Annotated in this window: 14 protein-coding genes; all 14 read right to left on the bottom strand. The window is 60.5% G+C overall.

Translation table 11 applies throughout. The features are described from left to right. Positions 1 to 119: 119 nt before the first annotated feature. The 14 genes from nuoF to M1B35_RS25330 all read right to left on the bottom strand — a co-directional run bounded on the left by nuoF (position 120) and on the right by M1B35_RS25330 (position 16120). On the bottom strand, positions 120 to 1475 hold the full coding sequence (gene nuoF / locus M1B35_RS25395) for an NADH-quinone oxidoreductase subunit NuoF (RefSeq protein ID WP_123335513.1): 1356 nt from the start codon (positions 1473 to 1475) through the stop codon (positions 120 to 122). Continuing rightward, positions 1472 to 1969, bottom strand: coding sequence for an NADH-quinone oxidoreductase subunit NuoE (nuoE, locus tag M1B35_RS25390; protein WP_268263419.1), 498 nt, complete (start codon positions 1967 to 1969; stop codon positions 1472 to 1474). Before nuoE ends, nuoF begins: the two co-directional genes overlap by 4 nt. A 2-nt stretch (positions 1970 to 1971) precedes the next feature. Next, the gene (gene nuoC, locus M1B35_RS25385) at positions 1972 to 3756 is read right to left on the bottom strand and encodes an NADH-quinone oxidoreductase subunit C/D (RefSeq protein WP_123335517.1); all 1785 of its coding nucleotides are present in this window, start codon (positions 3754 to 3756) and stop codon (positions 1972 to 1974) included. A gap of 73 nt (positions 3757 to 3829) precedes the next feature. After that, a complete protein-coding gene (locus M1B35_RS25380) occupies positions 3830 to 4504 on the bottom strand; it encodes a NuoB/complex I 20 kDa subunit family protein (protein WP_123335519.1) in 675 nt (224 codons plus the stop codon). Between the two features lie 10 nt (positions 4505 to 4514). Continuing rightward, the gene (locus M1B35_RS25375; RefSeq protein ID WP_011062185.1) at positions 4515 to 4928 is read right to left on the bottom strand and encodes an NADH-quinone oxidoreductase subunit A; all 414 of its coding nucleotides are present in this window, start codon (positions 4926 to 4928) and stop codon (positions 4515 to 4517) included. A 585-nt stretch (positions 4929 to 5513) separates the two neighbouring features. Next, positions 5514 to 6839, bottom strand: coding sequence for an isocitrate lyase (gene aceA, locus M1B35_RS25370; protein WP_123335521.1), 1326 nt, complete (start codon positions 6837 to 6839; stop codon positions 5514 to 5516). 514 nt (positions 6840 to 7353) lie between these two features. Further along, positions 7354 to 8109, bottom strand: coding sequence for a secretin N-terminal domain-containing protein (locus tag M1B35_RS25365; protein ID WP_268263418.1), 756 nt, complete (start codon positions 8107 to 8109; stop codon positions 7354 to 7356). 220 nt (positions 8110 to 8329) lie between these two features. After that, positions 8330 to 8755 carry a GNAT family N-acetyltransferase gene (locus M1B35_RS25360; protein ID WP_123335525.1) on the bottom strand — a complete coding sequence of 142 codons (426 nt, stop codon included), beginning with the start codon at positions 8753 to 8755 and terminating at the stop codon, positions 8330 to 8332. Further along, entirely contained in the window at positions 8748 to 9914 is a 1167-nt protein-coding gene (locus M1B35_RS25355; protein ID WP_123335527.1) for a ribosomal protein uL16 3-hydroxylase, read from the bottom strand. Before M1B35_RS25355 ends, M1B35_RS25360 begins: the two co-directional genes overlap by 8 nt. Before the next feature lie 83 nt (positions 9915 to 9997). Continuing rightward, the gene (purB, locus tag M1B35_RS25350; protein WP_123335529.1) at positions 9998 to 11368 is read right to left on the bottom strand and encodes an adenylosuccinate lyase; all 1371 of its coding nucleotides are present in this window, start codon (positions 11366 to 11368) and stop codon (positions 9998 to 10000) included. A gap of 126 nt (positions 11369 to 11494) precedes the next feature. Then, positions 11495 to 12118, bottom strand: coding sequence for a high frequency lysogenization protein HflD (hflD, locus tag M1B35_RS25345; protein WP_123335531.1), 624 nt, complete (start codon positions 12116 to 12118; stop codon positions 11495 to 11497). Next, positions 12115 to 13236 (bottom strand): tRNA 2-thiouridine(34) synthase MnmA, encoded by a 1122-nt coding sequence (gene mnmA, locus M1B35_RS25340; RefSeq protein WP_268263417.1) that lies wholly within the window; start codon positions 13234 to 13236, stop codon positions 12115 to 12117. The genes hflD and mnmA overlap by 4 nt, the downstream gene beginning before the upstream one ends. 71 nt (positions 13237 to 13307) lie before the next feature. Then, complete coding sequence (locus M1B35_RS25335) at positions 13308 to 13754, bottom strand: NUDIX hydrolase (protein ID WP_123335535.1); 447 nt, start codon at positions 13752 to 13754, stop codon at positions 13308 to 13310. 140 nt (positions 13755 to 13894) lie between these two features. Next, positions 13895 to 16120: an NADP-dependent isocitrate dehydrogenase gene (locus M1B35_RS25330; protein ID WP_123335537.1), complete on the bottom strand. Its 2226-nt coding sequence runs from the start codon at positions 16118 to 16120 to the stop codon at positions 13895 to 13897. Positions 16121 to 16485 lie beyond the last annotated feature (365 nt).

The raw sequence follows: 16485 nt of genomic DNA, 5'->3' as shown, positions 1-16485 counted from the left end.
TTGGCCCGGTGTCAGCGGGCGTGGCTAATGGAATCTTGTTATGCATGCGAATCAACACAGCCGTTCACGGCGTCATCGCACGGCGGGCGAGGGGCACGGACCCTTCGCCCTTTTAAGCGTTACGCGCCGACTACGATCGGTCGGGCCAGAGGCGGGACGGCGGCGCTGGTAGGCGCGATGCCGGCTTCGAACTCTGGACGGAAGTATTTGATGGCACTGCCCAACGGCTCCACGGCACCCGGTGCGTGAGCACAGAAGGTCTTGCCCGGGCCGAGGAAACCCACCAGGCCCAGCAGGGTCTCGATGTCACCGGGCTGGCCTTCGCCTTTCTCGATGGCCATCAGGAGCTTGACGCTCCACGGCAGACCGTCGCGGCACGGGGTGCAGAAACCACAGGACTCACGGGCGAAGAACTGCTCCATGTTGCGCAGCAGGGACACCATGTTGACGCTGTCGTCCACCGCCATGGCCAGGCCGGTACCCATACGGGTGCCGACTTTGGCGATGCCGCCGGCGTACATTTGTGCGTCCAGGTGTTCAGGCAACAGGAAACCGGTACCGGCGCCGCCTGGCTGCCAGCACTTGAGCTTGAAGCCGTCGCGCATGCCGCCGGCGTAGTCTTCGAACAGCTCGCGCGCGGTCACGCCGAACGGCAGTTCCCACAGGCCGGGGTTCTTCACTTTGCCGGAGAAGCCCATCAGCTTGGTGCCGTGGTCTTCACTGCCTTCGCGGGCCAGGGATTTGTACCACTCCACGCCGTCGCCGATGATCGCTGGCACGTTGCACAGGGTCTCGACGTTGTTCACGCACGTCGGCTTGCCCCACACGCCCACGGCGGCAGGGAAGGGCGGCTTGGAACGTGGGTTGGCGCGACGGCCTTCCAGGGAGTTGATCAGTGCGGTTTCTTCACCGCAGATGTAACGCCCGGCGCCGGTGTGGACGAACAGCTCGAAATCGAAGCCGCTGCCCAGGATGTTCTTGCCCAGCAGGCCCGCGGCCTTGGCTTCTTCCACGGCACGGTTGAGGTGCTTGGCGGCGGTGGTGTATTCGCCACGCAGGAAGATGTAGCCACGGTAGGTTTTCAGTGCGCGGGCACTGATCAGCATGCCTTCGATCAGCAGATGGGGCTGTTGCTCCATCAGCATGCGGTCCTTCCAGGTATTGGGTTCCATTTCATCCGCATTGCACAGCAGGTAGCGGATGTTCATGGATTCGTCTTTGGGCATCAGGCCCCACTTCACCCCAGTGGGGAAGCCGGCACCGCCGCGACCCTTGAGGCCGGCGTCCTTGACGGTCTGGACGATGTCGTCCTGGGAGAGGTCGGCGAAGGCCTTGCGCGCTGCCGCGTAGCCATTCTTGGCCTGGTATTCGTCGAGCCAGATCGGCTCGCCGTCGTCACGCAGACGCCAGGTCAGGGGATGGGTTTCTGCGCTGCGCTGGATGCGGTTGGCAGGGCCGAAGGATGTCAGGGTCATACGTAGCCCTCCAACAGTTTGGCGACGCCAGCAGGCTGTATGTCACCGAAAGTGTCGTCGTCGATCATCAGCGCCGGGGCCTTGTCGCAGTTGCCCAGGCAGCACACCGGCAGCAGGGTGAAGCGGCCGTCGGCAGTGGTTTGGCCCAGGCCGATGCCCAGCTTGCTCTGGATCTCGCTGACCACCGATTCATGGCCACCGATGTAGCAGACCATGCTGTCGCAGACACGGATGATGTGTCGGCCGACCGGCTGACGGAAGATCTGGCTATAGAACGTCGCCACGCCTTCTACGTCGCTGGCCGGGATGCCGAGGATTTCGCCGATGGCGTAGACCGCGCCATCCGGCACCCAGCCACGTTCCTTCTGGACGATCTTCAGGGCTTCGATAGACGCCGCGCGCGGGTCTTCGTAGTGATGCAGCTCGTGCTCGATGGCCGAGCGCTCGGTTTCGCTCAGGGCGAAACGGTCTGTCTGGATAAGCGTGCTGTTCATGCTTAGCGGTCCACGTCGGCCATAACGAAGTCGATACTACCCAGGTACGCGATCAAGTCCGCGACCATGCTGCCGCGGATCACCGAAGGGATCTGCTGCAGGTGCGGGTAGCTTGGGGTACGAATCCGGGTGCGGTAGCTCATGGTGCCGCCATCGCTCGTCAGGTAATAACTGTTGATGCCCTTGGTCGCTTCGATCATCTGGAAGGATTCGTTGGCCGGCATGACCGGGCCCCACGAAACTTGCAGGAAGTGCGTGATCAAGGTCTCGATGTGCTGCAGGGTGCGCTCTTTCGGCGGCGGCGTGGTCAGCGGGTGATCCGCCTTGTACGGGCCTTCCGGCATGTTGCGCATGCACTGGTCGATGATCTTGATGCTCTGGCGCATTTCTTCGACGCGAACCATGCAACGGTCGTAGGCATCGCCATTGGCCGCCAGCGGTACTTCGAATTCGAAGTTCTCGTAGCCGGAGTAAGGGCGCGCTTTACGCAGGTCGAAATCGCAGCCGGTGGAACGCAGGCCTGCACCGGTGACGCCCCATTCCAGGGCTTCCTTGGTGTTGTAGGCGGCGACACCGATGGTCCGGCCTTTGAGGATGCTGTTCTGCAGGGCGGCCTTGGTGTATTCGTCCAAGCGCTTGGGCAACCATTCGACGAAGTCCTTGACCAGCTTTTCCCAGCCGCGAGGCAGGTCGTGGGCAACACCACCGATGCGGTACCAGGCCGGGTGCAGACGGAAACCGGTGATGGCTTCGATCACCGTGTAGGCCTTCTGGCGGTCGGTGAAGGTGAAGAACACCGGGGTCATCGCGCCCACGTCCTGGATGTAGGTGCCCAGGAACAGCAGGTGGCTGGTGATGCGGAAGAACTCGGCCATCATGATGCGGATGACGTCGACCTTCTCTGGGACCTTGATGCCGGCCAGCTTCTCGACCGAGAGCACGTACGGCAGGTTGTTCATCACCCCGCCGAGGTAGTCGATACGGTCGGTGTAGGGGATGAAGCTGTGCCAGGACTGACGTTCGGCCATCTTCTCGGCACCACGGTGGTGGTAGCCGATGTCCGGAACACAGTCGACGATCTCTTCACCGTCCAGTTGCAGGATGATGCGGAAGGCACCGTGAGCCGAAGGGTGGTTCGGGCCGAGGTTGAGGAACATGTAGTCCTCGTTGGCCCCGGAACGCTTCATGCCCCAGTCTTCCGGACGGAAGCGTGCGGCTTCCTCTTCCAGTTGCTGCTTGGCCAGGCTCAGGCTGAACGGGTCGAATTCGGTGGCGCGGGCCGGGAAGTCCTTGCGCAGCGGGTGACCTTCCCAGGTCGGCGGCATCATGATGCGCGACAGGTGCGGGTGGCCCGGGAAATCAATGCCGAACATGTCCCAGACTTCACGCTCGTACCAGTTGGCGTTCGGCCAGATACCGGTCACGGTCGGTACGCTGAGGTCGCTTTCGGACAGGGCGACCTTGATCATCACGTCGCTGTTACGTTCGATCGACAGCAGGTGATAGAACACGGTGAAATCGGCGCCGCTCGGCAGACCCTGGCGCTTGGTACGCAGACGCTCGTCCACGCCATGCAGGTCATAGAGCATGACGTACGGCTTGGGCAGGTTGCGCAGGAAGGTCAGGACTTCAACGAGTTTGGAGCGGGTAACCCACAGCACCGGCATGCCGGTGCGGGTGGCCTGGGCGGTGAACGCCTCAGGGCCAAAACGGTTATTGAGTTCGACGACCACATCCTGGTCGTCAGCCTTATAAGGCGGGATGTACAGAGCACTGCCTGTAGTCATGGTTTTTTATCGCTTTCGGTCAACGTAAAGAATGAAGCCAGCTTCTCGTTTCTTTCTTAAGAGCAGATCTGGATCAGACTTCGTCGGGGCTGCGCAGGTTGGTGACCTGAATACGCTGTTCGCGGCGCTGTTCCTTTTGCGAAGGCATCTCGGCGCGGTATACGCCTTGATCGCCAACGACCCAGGAAAGTGGACGACGCTCCTTGCCAATCGACTCTTGCAAGAGCATCAAGCCTTGCAGGAAAGCTTCAGGGCGCGGTGGGCAGCCAGGCACGTAGACGTCCACGGGCAGGAACTTGTCCACCCCCTGAACAACGGAGTAGATGTCGTACATGCCACCGGAGTTGGCGCACGAACCCATGGAGATAACCCACTTCGGCTCGAGCATTTGCTCGTAGAGACGCTGAATGATCGGCGCCATCTTGATGAAGCAGGTTCCGGCAATAACCATGAAATCCGCCTGACGCGGCGATGCCCGGATCACCTCGGCGCCAAAGCGCGCGATGTCGTGGGGCGCCGTAAAGGCGGTGGTCATTTCCACGTAGCAGCAGGACAGGCCGAAGTTGTACGGCCACAGGGAGTTTTTACGCCCCCAGTTGACCGCGCCACTCAGCACGTCTTCCAGCTTGCCCATGAAGATGTTCTTGTGAACCTGATCCTCTAACGGATCGGAAACGGTTTCCCGTTCGCCGATCGGGTACTGATCGTTAGGAGCATCGGGGTCGATCCTGGTGAGATTGTATTGCATCGCCAAAGCCTCATTGTTTTAGCTTCGCCTGCCGCTTACGACGACCTTCCGGAGCCCAATCAAGAGCCCCCACCCGCCAAAGGTAGACAAGACCTGCCAACAGAATTGCTATGAAAACGAGAGCTTCGACGAATCCGGTCCAGCCGCTTTCGCGGACGGACACAGACCAGGCAAAGAGAAAGAGGGCTTCGATATCGAAGATCACGAAGAGCATCGCGACCAGATAGAATTTGGCTGAGAGCCGCAAGCGGGCGCCACCTGTAGGTAGCATGCCGGACTCGAACGGTTCGTTTTTGCTGCGGCCCCAGGCTTTTGACCCGAGGAGGCTGGAGACACCGAGCATGAAGGCGCAGAGGCCGACAACACCCAGAAGGAAAATGGCAAAGCCCCAGTTGTGGGCCATGAGTCCTGTCGCTTCGGGCATGCTGGTAATCCTTAACAGAGAGCAAGGGTCTCTGAGCTTGATAAAGAGATAAAGCAGTGACGATATGTCGCAGCGCAATGAATCGCGGTGATTTTATGGCTAAACATCGGGCAAGTAAAATTTCTAAAGCGAAATTGTTTATTGGAATAACGACATAGGTCACCTTTGAAGGGCCACAAGCCGCGCCCTGCGGGCATTAGCGGGGGTTTTGTTAATTATGTTTTGTTGTTCATGTAACGACTGTTATTAGGGCTAAATGATAATCAGTATTATTTGGAATGCTTTTTAAACTGTTTTCCATCCCACCCTCGGAAAGTTGCTGTTTATATGCCTGTTACTGCAAGTAGCAGGGGTGCACCTTTTAACCTGTTTCGCCACCGGTAACACCGCCCTGGATCAATATTTTGTCGGTTGGGTCGGGGGTGTTTGGCCGGCAAAGGGTAGGGCGGCGAGGGCAATCGCGACGAGCTGGCTTCTACCGGGCAAAAAAAAACGCCCCGAACCAGTCGGGGCGTCAGGTGTTCAGCACAGCCGTTAGTGTCTAGCGGGTCGGCTGTGGCTGTTTGTTCAAGCCTTGCAGCTCAATCAGTGGAACTGTTCTTCTTCAGTGGAGCCGGTCAGGGCGGTTACCGAGGACGAACCGCCCTGGATCACGGTGGTCATGTCATCGAAGTAGCCGGTGCCCACTTCCTGTTGGTGAGCCACGAAGGTGTAGCCCTTGGCGGCGTCGGCGAACTCCTGCTCTTGCAGCTTCACGTAGGCGGTCATGTCGTTGCGGGCGTAGTCGTGCGCCAGGTTGAACATGCTGTGCCACATGTTGTGAATGCCGGCCAGGGTGATGAACTGGTGCTTGTAGCCCATGGCGGACAGTTCGCGCTGGAACTTGGCGATGGTCGCGTCGTCCAGGTTTTTCTTCCAGTTGAAGGAAGGCGAGCAGTTGTACGACAGCAGTTGGTCCGGGTACTCCTTTTTGATCGCTTCAGCGAAACGACGGGCTTCGTCCAGGTCCGGCTTGGCGGTTTCGCACCAGATCAGGTCGGCATAGGGCGCGTAGGCCAGGCCGCGAGCGATGGCTTGGTCCAGGCCGGCGCGGACTTTATAGAAGCCTTCCTGAGTACGTTGGCCAGTGACGAAAGGCTGATCGTACGGGTCGCAGTCAGAGGTCAGCAGGTCTGCGGCGTTGGCATCGGTACGCGCCAGGATGATGGTCGGCGTACCGGCAACGTCGGCGGCCAGGCGGGCAGCGGTGAGCTTCTGCACGGCTTCCTGGGTTGGAACCAGTACTTTGCCGCCCATGTGGCCGCATTTTTTCACCGAAGCCAGTTGGTCTTCGAAGTGCACGCCGGCGGCGCCTGCTTCGATCATGCTTTTCATCAGCTCGTAGGCGTTCAGCACGCCGCCGAAACCGGCTTCAGCGTCAGCTACGATCGGCGCGAAGTAGTCGATGTAGCCGTCGTCGCCCGGGTTCTTGCCGGCTTTCCACTGGATCTGGTCGGCGCGGCGGAACGAGTTGTTGATGCGCTTGACCACGGTTGGAACCGAATCCACCGGGTACAGCGATTGGTCGGGGTACATGGATTCTGCGGAGTTGTTATCCGCAGCCACTTGCCAGCCGGACAGGTAGATCGCCTGGATACCGGCTTTGACCTGTTGCACAGCCTGGCCGCCGGTCAGGGCGCCCATGCAGTTGACGAAATCTTTCTCAGGACGGAAGGACGGCTTGGCCCCTTGGGTGACCAGGTTCCAGAGTTTCTCGGCGCCCATGCGTGCCAGGGTGTGCTCAGGTTGCACAGAGCCACGCAGACGGACCACGTCGGCAGCGGAGTAGGTACGAGTCACGCCTTTCCAGCGCGGGTTTTCAGCCCAGTCTTTTTCAAGGGCTGCAATTTGCTGTTCGCGTGTCAGTGCCATGGAGATAAACCTCGTCGCGTCTTGTGTAAAAAGTCGTTCTTGGGCGGAAAATTCCGGATCGCCATTCACGCATCACAGAAGTGGGCGTGTAGGGCTGCTCGCTGACCAGAAGCTTAGGCGCTCAAGTCGGGTTTGGCGGGGATGGCGACGGGTGAACGATGGGCTCGAGGGGAAAGTGAGCAGGTGAAGGCCAGCTGTCGGGCGTATTCGGGCGTCGTGGGCCTTTATACGATCCATCAGTGTGTTGCCGATCTACCTAATTACGCTTCCGTCCCTCGGGACAACTTCGTTCCAGTCGCAATCTCGTCAAACACACCTTGTGGGCGGTACAGGCACGAATCGGCTCAGGTGGGTAGGTTAGAGCGGCGATCCGAAGGCCCTTGCCAGGGCCCCTGATTAGCGGGAGCGAGGCCATCATGCCTTCGGTTTTTTGGCTCGTCAAACGTTTTGTAGTGCTTTTTTTAAGGCACTACATCTTTAGTCTAAGACGACTAATCAGTCAGTTTTTGGTGCTTTAGTCCAAGGCGTCGACCTTGACCCGCAAGGTCATGTCATCCCGGCCTTGAGTCGAGTAGCTGCGGCCCAGGCCCTGTTTGTCGGCCAGTGTCTGGCGGTTGACGCCGGCCAGGGTAATCCACTCGCCCAGGCGTCCGCTGACCGTTGTGTCGGTACTTTGTACGTTCACTACATCGGGACGTTCCTGGCTCATTCGGTCACGATTGGTGCTGATACTCAAGTGCACGGTCTCGCCGGTGACGCTGGCGGTGACGTAGAAGCCCTGGGTGACGTTGCGGTACTGGGTCTGGTTCTGCGGGCGGCCATACGCATCGGGCTGGGTGGTGGTCAGCGGTACGCTTTGCCCGACCTGGATCAGTGCCGGCACGCCTTCACTGGCCTGGATCTGTTGAATCCCGCCGTCGCGGCTTTCCGTGCTGCGGCTGATGATGCGGGCCTGCGGTGCGCCATTGATTGAATAACCCTGGCTGTCCTGGACGTTGTTTTCGTTGGTGTCCACGGTGATCAGCAAGCGCTTGGCAGCGGTGTCCAGCTGGGCGAGAAACGCCCGCAGTTCGTTGATTTTTTCGGGTTCGGCGTTGACGATCAGTTGGTTGCCGTAGGCGCTGACCTTGCCGTCCTTGCCGATAAAGTTCTGCGCCACGGGGAGCAGGTCGGCGCTGGTGCGGTTGTTCAGGGGCACGATCTCGGTGGCGGCCATGACCGAAAAGCTGAAGGTCAGAAGCAGCGTTGTGAGCAGGGTGCGTAGGGACATTTCCGTTATCTCCACAGGAAAGGGGGCGCGTACAGCCTGGAGTTTGACAGTTTGTCGGCGCTGGCGGGGGCAAGTTGAATCGCAGATGGCAAAACGCCCCGGCCTCCTGGGGTCCAGCTTAGCGTGCCGGATTGGGGAGGGCGGGGCGTTTTTGGAGGTTGCTCAAGCGCCTGTGCGGGCGGCGTACATCCTGTGGGATGAGGCTGCACGCAATGGCTGCCTAGTCGTCTGCGCGAACCATGTCGACGTGAGGAATCCCGGCTTCAAGGAATTCTTCGCTGACAATGCGAAAGCCCAGGCGCTCGTAGAACGGGGTGGCCTGGACCTGGGCGCTGAGCATCTGTTGCTTGAGCCCGCGTTCCTGGGCTTCGCCGATCACCGCGTGCATCAGGGCGTCGCCGACCTTCAGCCCGCGCCAGTCCTTGAGCACTGAAACCCGGCCGATATGGCCGTCGGTCAGCAGGCGCGCGGTACCGATCGGAAAGTCGCCTTCGAACGCGAGGAAATGCACCGCGCTGTTGTCATCGGCGTCCCATTCAAGCTCGGGTGGAACGGATTGCTCGGCGATGAACACCGCTTCACGAATGCGCCGGATCTCGGCGTTGTCCTTTTGCCAGTCTGCGACACGTACGCGAATCTTATTCATCGGCAAACCCCAGGCTTCCTTGCTTGATCAGTTCGCATAGCAGGCCACGGCTGTCGTCATCCGCCAGCCATGGGCCGAGGTTGTCGATGTGCAGGGCGTCGGCGGCGCAAATCATCTTCAGCAGTTCGCGCAGGTTGCCCGGCAGCAAACGGCTCTGGCCGCTGGCGAACAGCAGCAGGTCGTCGTCCACTTCAGACCAGGCCAGGCGCGCGCTTGGGTTGCGGATCAGCACCGCGCCTTGCTCCAGGCTGCCCAGCAGGTCTTCTTCTTCCAGTTCCGGGCCGACCACCAGTTCCGGGTAACGCGGTTCGGTCATGAACTGGCCGAACCAGGTCAGCAGCAGGCGTTCGTCGCTCATGTGCTCGGCCAGCAGGCCCTTGAGGCGATCGAGGGCGTCGTGCTGGATCTGGTGCGGGTCGCTGACCGGCTGCGCGTCGGCGTCGGTGTAGCGATCTTCGTCAGGCAGGAATTGGCTGAGGAAGTCGGTGAAGTGGGTCAGCACTTCGGCGGCGCTTGGGGCGCGGAAACCCACCGAGTAGGTCATGCAGTCATCGACGGCCACACCGCAATGGGCCAGGCGCGGCGGGAGGTAAAGCATGTCGCCGGGTTCCAGGACCCATTCCGCGGTCTCTTCGAATTCGGCGAGGATGCGCAGGTCGGCATGGGCCAGCAGCGGGCTCTCGGAGTCGCACATCTGGCCGATTTTCCAGTTGCGCTTGCCGTGGCCCTGAAGCAGGAACACATCGTAATTGTCGAAGTGCGGGCCCACGCTGCCACCCGGGGCGGCGAAGCTGATCATCACGTCATCGATGCGCCAGCTCGGCAGGAAGCGGAAGTGCTCCAGCAGTTCGGCCACTTCCGGTACGAATTGGTCGACCGCTTGTACCAGCAGGGTCCAGTCGCGCTCCGGCAGCTTGCTGAATTCGTCTTCGGCGAAGGGGCCGCGACGCAGCTCCCAGGGGCGCTCGCCGTTTTCGATGATCAGGCGCGATTCGACTTCTTCTTCCAGGGCCAGGCCGGCCAGTTCGTCGGCATCGATCGGGCTTTCGAAGTCAGGCAGGGCCTGGCGGATCAGCAGGGGTTTCTTCTGCCAGTAGTCGCGCAGGAATTCCCGTGCGGTGATGCCGCCCAGAAGTTGCAGAGGAGTATCAGGATTCATGTGTAACCTATTGAAAAATTGCATTTTTCAGACAGAAATAAAAACGCCCGGCGCGGCCGGGCGTCTCAGGGGCTTGCAGTCGGTCAGATGCGCTTGGCTTGTGCCACGGCATTGCCGATGTAGCTGGCCGGGGTCAGCTTTTTCAGTTCAGCCTTGGCGGCTTCTGGCATTTCCAGGCCGTCGATGAAAGTCTGCAGGGCTTCTGGGCTGATGCCTTTGCCACGGGTCAGTTCTTTCAGTTTTTCGTAAGGGTTTTCGATGTTGTAGCGGCGCATCACGGTCTGGATCGGCTCGGCCAGGACTTCCCAACAGGCGTCCAGGTCGTCGGCGATCTTCTGAGCGTTGAGCTCCAGCTTGCTGATGCCTTTGAGGCTGGCTTCATAGGCGATGACGCTGTGGGCGAAACCGACGCCCAGGTTGCGCAACACGGTGGAGTCGGTCAGGTCGCGCTGCCAGCGGGAGATCGGCAGTTTGCTCGCCAGGTGCTGGAACAGGGCGTTGGCGATACCCAGGTTGCCTTCGGAGTTTTCGAAGTCGATCGGGTTGACCTTGTGCGGCATGGTCGACGAGCCGATTTCGCCGGCAATGGTGCGCTGCTTGAAATAGCCCAGGGAAATGTAGCCCCAGATATCGCGATCAAAGTCGATCAGGATGGTGTTGAAGCGAGCGATCGCGTCAAACAGCTCGGCGATGTAGTCGTGGGGTTCGATCTGGGTGGTGTAGGGGTTGAAGCCCAGGCCCAGCTCGTCTTCGATAAAGGCGCGGGCGTTGGCTTCCCAGTCGATTTCCGGGTAGGCCGACAGGTGAGCGTTGTAGTTGCCCACGGCGCCGTTGATCTTGCCCAGCAGCGGGACGGCAGCCACTTGAGCGATCTGGCGCTCCAGGCGGTACACCACGTTGGCCAGTTCTTTGCCCAGGGTGGTTGGCGAGGCCGGTTGGCCGTGGGTGCGCGAGAGCATCGGCACGTCGGCGAAGCGGATCGCCAGCTCACGGATGGCTTCGGCGGTCTGGCGCATCAGCGGCAGCATCACGTCATCGCGGCCTTCACGCAGCATCAGGGCGTGGGACAGGTTGTTGATGTCCTCGCTGGTGCAGGCGAAGTGGATGAACTCACTGACGTTGGCCAGCTCAGGCAGCTTGGCAGCCTGTTCCTTGAGCAGGTACTCAATGGCTTTGACGTCGTGGTTGGTGGTGCGCTCGATCTCTTTCACACGCTCGGCGTGCTCCAGGGAGAAGTTTTCCGCCAGGGTATTGAGCACGGCGTTGGCTTCGGCGGAGAACGCCGGAACTTCGCTGATGGCGCTGTGGGCGGCCAGGCGCTGGAGCCAGCGCACTTCAACCAGAACGCGAGCACGGATCAGGCCGTATTCGCTGAAAATAGGGCGCAGGGCCTGGGTTTTGCCGGCGTAGCGGCCGTCAACAGGGGAAACCGCAGTGAGCGAAGAGAGCTGCATGGGGTGTTCTCGGACAGTCGGGCAACGAAATGGGGCGCGTATCATACATGAAAATATCCGCCGGTCCGTTGCCAACTGACCAGCGTCTTACGCGTTACTGACTACAAAAAGTCTTTCGGGCGCGGCTCAGCTGCTGCGCATCAATGGGTAGAGCTCTTTCAACAATTTGCGTCGGCTGATTACCAGCTGCCAGCGATGGCCGCCCAATTGCCGCCACAACCGGGCGGAACGAATGCCGGCCAGGAGCAGGGCGCGGATCTTCGAGGCATTGCTCGGCTGCTGCAGGTTGCGCATGTCGCCGTGCACCTGGATGCGCTGGCGCAGGGTGCTCAGGGTGTCCTGATACAGTCCGCCACACGCGGCGATCACGTTTTCGTGGGCGGGACCGAAGTGCTCCACCTGGGACTGGATCTGCGGCAGACGCTTGCCGATGGTCTCCAGCAAGTCTTCACGCTTGGCCAGTTGACGCTCCAGGCCCAGCATCGACAGCGCGTAACGCAGGGGTTCGCGTTGCAGGGTGCTGGGGTCGCGCTCCAGGGCGCCGATCAAGGCGCGATAACCTTCGCGCAGGTTGATGTCGTCGCCGCCGTAGACTTCCAGGGTGTCTTTCGGGTCGCGGATCAGCAGGCTGCCGAGCATGCAGCTCAGGCCGGCCTCAGTGACTTGACCGGTCTTGGCGATCTTGTCCACCAGTACCGCGGCCAGGAATACACCGCCCAGGGCCGTCAGTTGCTCCTGAGTCGGGCTCATTTGCTGCTCCAGGGTTCGGCCACTTCGATCACGCCGCCGCCGAGGCAGACTTCGCCGTCGTAGAACACCACGGACTGGCCGGGCGTCACTGCGCGTTGTGGGTCGTCGAAGGTGGCGCGGTAGCCAGTGGCAGTCTTCTCCAGGGTGCAGGGCTGGTCGTTCTGGCGATAGCGCACTTTTGCCGTCAGCCGCCGTGGCTGGCTCAAATCGATGGGGTTGACCCAATAAATCTCGGACGCCAACAGGGCGCGGGAGAACAGCCAAGGATGATCGTTGCCCTGGCCGACGATCAGCTCGTTGTGCTCCAGGTCTTTGATCAGCACGTACCACGGCTCGTCACTGGCGTCTTTCAAGCCGCCGATGCCCAGGCCCTGGCGCTGGCCGATGGTGTGGTACATCAGGCCATGGTGGCGGCCGATGATTTCACCTTCGGTGGTCTTGATTTCGCCGGGCTGGGCCGGCAGGTACTGCTTGAGGAAGTCGCTGAAGCGACGCTCGCCGATAAAGCAGATGCCGGTGGAGTCTTTCTTCTTCGCCGTGGCCAGGTCGTGTTTCTCGGCGATGGCGCGGACTTCTGTTTTTTCCAGCTCGCCCACCGGGAACAGGGTCTTGGCGATCTGTTCGCCACCTACGGCGTGCAGGAAGTAGCTCTGGTCCTTGTTCGGGTCCAGGCCCTTGAGCAGTTCGGTGCGGCCATCGATGTCGCGGCGGCGCACGTAGTGGCCGGTGGCGATCAGGTCGGCGCCGAGCATCAGGGCGTAGTCGAGGAATGCCTTGAACTTGATTTCGCGGTTGCAGAGGATGTCCGGGTTCGGCGTGCGACCGGCCTTGTATTCGGCCAAGAAGTGCTCGAACACGTTGTCCCAGTATTCAGCCGCGAAGTTAGCGGTGTGCAGCTTGATGCCGATCTTGTCGCACACGGCCTGGGCGTCGGCCAAGTCGTCCATGGCGGTGCAGTATTCCGTTCCGTCGTCTTCCTCCCAGTTCTTCATGAACAGGCCTTCCACCTGGTAACCCTGCTCCATCAGCAGGAGGGCGGAAACGGAAGAATCCACGCCGCCGGACATGCCGACGATGACGCGCTTCTTTTGGGTGTCAGAAGGGGCTGGATCACGCATAGGAATTCAATGGGTGTCTTGAAAAAGGACGCGATTCTAACAGGCTGCGGCCTGCAAGGCGAAAACTGCGGTTAAAGCGACGGGCGGATCAGCGCCAGGCTGTGTAATTGGCCATCGAGGTAGTCGTCCAGGCATTGCAGGATCAGCTCGCTGCGCCAGTTGGCGCGCTGTGCCAGCAGCTCGTCACGGCTCAGCCAGCGTGGGCCGATGATCCCGTGGTCCAACTGATAGTCGGGGTGGTGGCGCAGAGGCTTGGCGGCAAAACACACGCGTTGGTAGGTCACGCCGTTGCTGGGTGCTGTGTAGAGGTAGATGCCGACAACGCCGGTCAACTCCACGTCCCAGCCGGTTTCTTCCAGGGTTTCGCGGATGGCAGCCTGCAGCAGGCTCTCATCGGCATCCAGGTGCCCGGCGGGTTGGTTGAGTACAGCCTGTTCGCCCTGATACTCCTCGACGAACAGGAAGCGACCCTGGTCTTCGACAACGGTGGCGACGGTGATATGGGGTTGCCATTCCATAAAGGCATTCCTTTATTAAGTGCAGGATCCGGTTTGCCGGCGAAGCGAGCGCCGATTTTTTCACCGGCAAGCCAGCTCCTGCGGTGTCTAGAAGCACAAACCCCGGCACATGGCCGGGGGTTTGTGTGGGACGGTCCTGCTTACACCAGCGCAGCGATGGCTGCGTTGAGGGTAGCGCTCGGACGCATGGCCTTGCTCACCAGTTCAGGCTTGGCGCTGTAGTAGCCGCCGATGTCCACAGGCTTGCCTTGAACGGCGTTGAGCTCGGCAACGATGGTTGCTTCGTTCTCGGTCAGGGTCTTGGCCAGGGTGCTGAACTGCGCTTGCAGGGCAGTGTCCTCGGTCTGGGCTGCCAGGGCTTGTGCCCAGTACAGCGCCAGGTAGAAGTGGCTGCCGCGGTTGTCGATGTTGCCGACTTTGCGCGAAGGCGACTTGTTGTTGTCGAGGAACTGACCAGTGGCCTGGTCCAGAGTCTTGGCCAGAACCAAGGCTTTCGGGTTGTTGTAGGTGTGACCCAGGTGCTCCAGGGAAGCGGCCAGGGCCAGGAACTCACCCAGGGAGTCCCAGCGCAGGAAGTTTTCTTCCAGCAGCTGTTGTACGTGTTTCGGCGCCGAACCGCCGGCGCCGGTTTCGAACAGGCCACCGCCGTTCATCAACGGCACGATGGACAGCATCTTGGCGCTGGTGCCCAGTTCCATGATCGGGAACAGGTCGGTCAGGTAGTCACGCAGCACGTTGCCGGTCACCGAGATGGTGTCCTTGCCTTCGCGGGTGCGGGCCAGGGTGAAGTTCATGGCTTCAACCGGGGACATGACGCGGATGTCCAGGCCAGCGGTGTCGTGATCCTTCAGGTAAGCCTGAACTTTTTCGATCATCACGCCGTCGTGGGCGCGCATTGGGTCCAGCCAGAAGATCGCTGGGGTGTTGCTGGCGCGAGCACGGTTGACGGCCAGTTTGACCCAGTCCTGGATCGGCGCGTCTTTGGTCTGGCACATGCGGAAGATGTCGCCGGCTTCGACGTTCTGTTCCAGCAGCAGGTTGCCCTTGCCGTCGGTGACGCGGACCACGCCGTCAGCCTTGATCTGGAACGTCTTGTCGTGGGAACCGTACTCTTCGGCTTTTTTCGCCATCAGGCCAACGTTTGGCACGCTGCCCATGGTGGTCGGGTCGAAAGCGCCATTGGCTTTGCAATCTTCGATCACCGCCTGGTAGATGGTGGCGTAGCAGCGGTCCGGGATCACCGCCTTGGTGTCGTGCAACTGGCCATCGGTGCCCCACATCTTGCCGGAGTCACGGATCATGGCCGGCATCGAGGCGTCGACGATAACGTCGCTCGGCACGTGCAGGTTGGTGATGCCTTTATCGGAGTTGACCATCGCCAGGGATGGGCGGGCTGCGTAAACAGCCTGGATGTCCGCTTCGATCTGCGCCTGCTGTTCAGCCGGCAGGGCCTTGATACGGGCGTACAGATCGCCAATACCGTTGTTCAGGTTGAAGCCGATTTCCTTGAGCACGTCAGCGTGCTTGGTCAGGGCGTCCTGATAGAACTCGGCAACGATCTGGCCGAACATGATCGGGTCGGAGACCTTCATCATGGTGGCTTTCAAGTGCACCGACAGCAGTACGCCTTGTTTTTTGGCGTCGTCGATTTCGGCGGCGATGAAGGCACGCAGGGCCTTTTTGCTCATCACGGCGCAATCGAGGATCTCACCGGCTTGCACGGTGGTCTTTTCTTTCAGGACGGTGGCGGTGCCGTCTTGAGCGATCAGCTCGATTTTAACGCTGTCTGCGGCTTCGATCAGGGCGGCTTTTTCGCTGCCGTAGAAGTCGCCGTTGCTCATGTGAGCAATGTGGGACTTGGAGTCTTTGGCCCAGGCGCCCATTTTGTGCGGGTGCTTGCGTGCGTAGTTCTTCACCGACAGCGGAGCGCGACGGTCGGAGTTGCCTTCACGCAGGACCGGGTTCACGGCGCTGCCCTTGACCTTGTCGTAACGTGCACGGGTTTCTTTTTCCGCGTCGGTGGTTACGGTTTCCGGGTAGTCCGGCAGGGCGTAGCCCTGGGCCTGCAGTTCCTTGATCGCGGCTTGCAGCTGCGGGGTCGAGGCGCTGATGTTAGGCAGCTTGATGATGTTGGCTTCCGGAGTGACGGCCAATTCGCCCAGTTCGGCGAGGTGGTCCGGCACCGCTTTGGCGCCCAGCTGCTCGGGGAAGCTGGCGAGGATACGGCCAGCCAAAGAGATGTCCCGGGTTTCCACGGCGATATCAGCGGAAGCGGTGAAGGCCTCTACGATAGGTAGCAGCGAATAGGTGGCGAGGGCGGGAGCTTCGTCGGTGAAGGTATAGATGATCTTCGAGCGGGTGGGCATATTCGGATTAACTCTCTTCTTTGCTATAGCGTGCGCAGAAACTCGAGGTGCGCCGGGTAAGCGCGTTCGTTCAAAGGTCATCCATGAGCCGAATGTCGAGATTTCTTCGCGGTGATGTTGGGTGCATCAGTCGAGCGTCAAGCGGGTGGGCTGCGATAACAACCCGGCTTTTTCGGGCGGAAAGTCTCGTAATAGACAGGTCAGCCGTCGTGACTCTGTGGTCAGCGGCGGCATTATACATAGGTAGCTAGCAAAACGCCGATGCTTCATAAGCAAGCGAAGTCGTCCATTGGTCTAAAGGTCGCAGGCAGGGCAGGGGCGTAGAGTCGCGGCGGATGCTTGAATTTGGCGCTTTTCCCTTTGCA

This window comes from Pseudomonas morbosilactucae (genome assembly GCF_023241665.1).
GTDB lineage: Bacteria > Pseudomonadota > Gammaproteobacteria > Pseudomonadales > Pseudomonadaceae > Aquipseudomonas > Aquipseudomonas morbosilactucae.
Note: the sequence above shows the minus strand (reverse complement) of the source record. Positions and strands in the feature narration are given on the sequence as shown.